The sequence below is a fragment of the Salmonella sp. SAL4457 genome, assembly GCF_046548235.1.
Taxonomy (GTDB): Bacteria; Pseudomonadota; Gammaproteobacteria; order Enterobacterales; family Enterobacteriaceae; genus Salmonella; species Salmonella enterica.
In genome coordinates, this window is the sequence record NZ_JBGDZO010000398.1 from 1 (window position 1) to 276 (window position 276).

Below are 276 nucleotides of genomic sequence, written 5' to 3' on the forward strand. Positions count from 1 at the left end.
GGGACAAGGCGGCCAACATCGAGTTCGTCAGCCCGGGCAAGGGCCCGGTGCATGCGCATTTCAGCATCGACCAGAAGCTGCTCGACGAGGTCCGCGAGCGGACCGCCGGCGGCGAGAAGTACCTGCCCCGGCTGCACGCCGAAGTGCGCGACGACGCCGGCACCCTGGTGGCGCGGGTTCAGAAAACCCTGTACGTGCGGCTCAAGCCGCGCCTGCGGAACGCGGCCTGAAGAGGGCCCACGAGTGGAGAACGAGGATATGCACGCGGATCTGGTC

At 68.1% G+C, this 276-nt stretch carries 1 protein-coding gene; it reads left to right on the plus strand.

Annotated features, from left to right (window positions below):
- Positions 1-230, plus strand: a 230-nt coding sequence (locus ACLJNW_RS24800) for a DUF4442 domain-containing protein (protein ID WP_410961300.1), incomplete at its 5' end; no start/stop codon positions are given.
- Positions 231-276 lie beyond the last annotated feature (46 nt).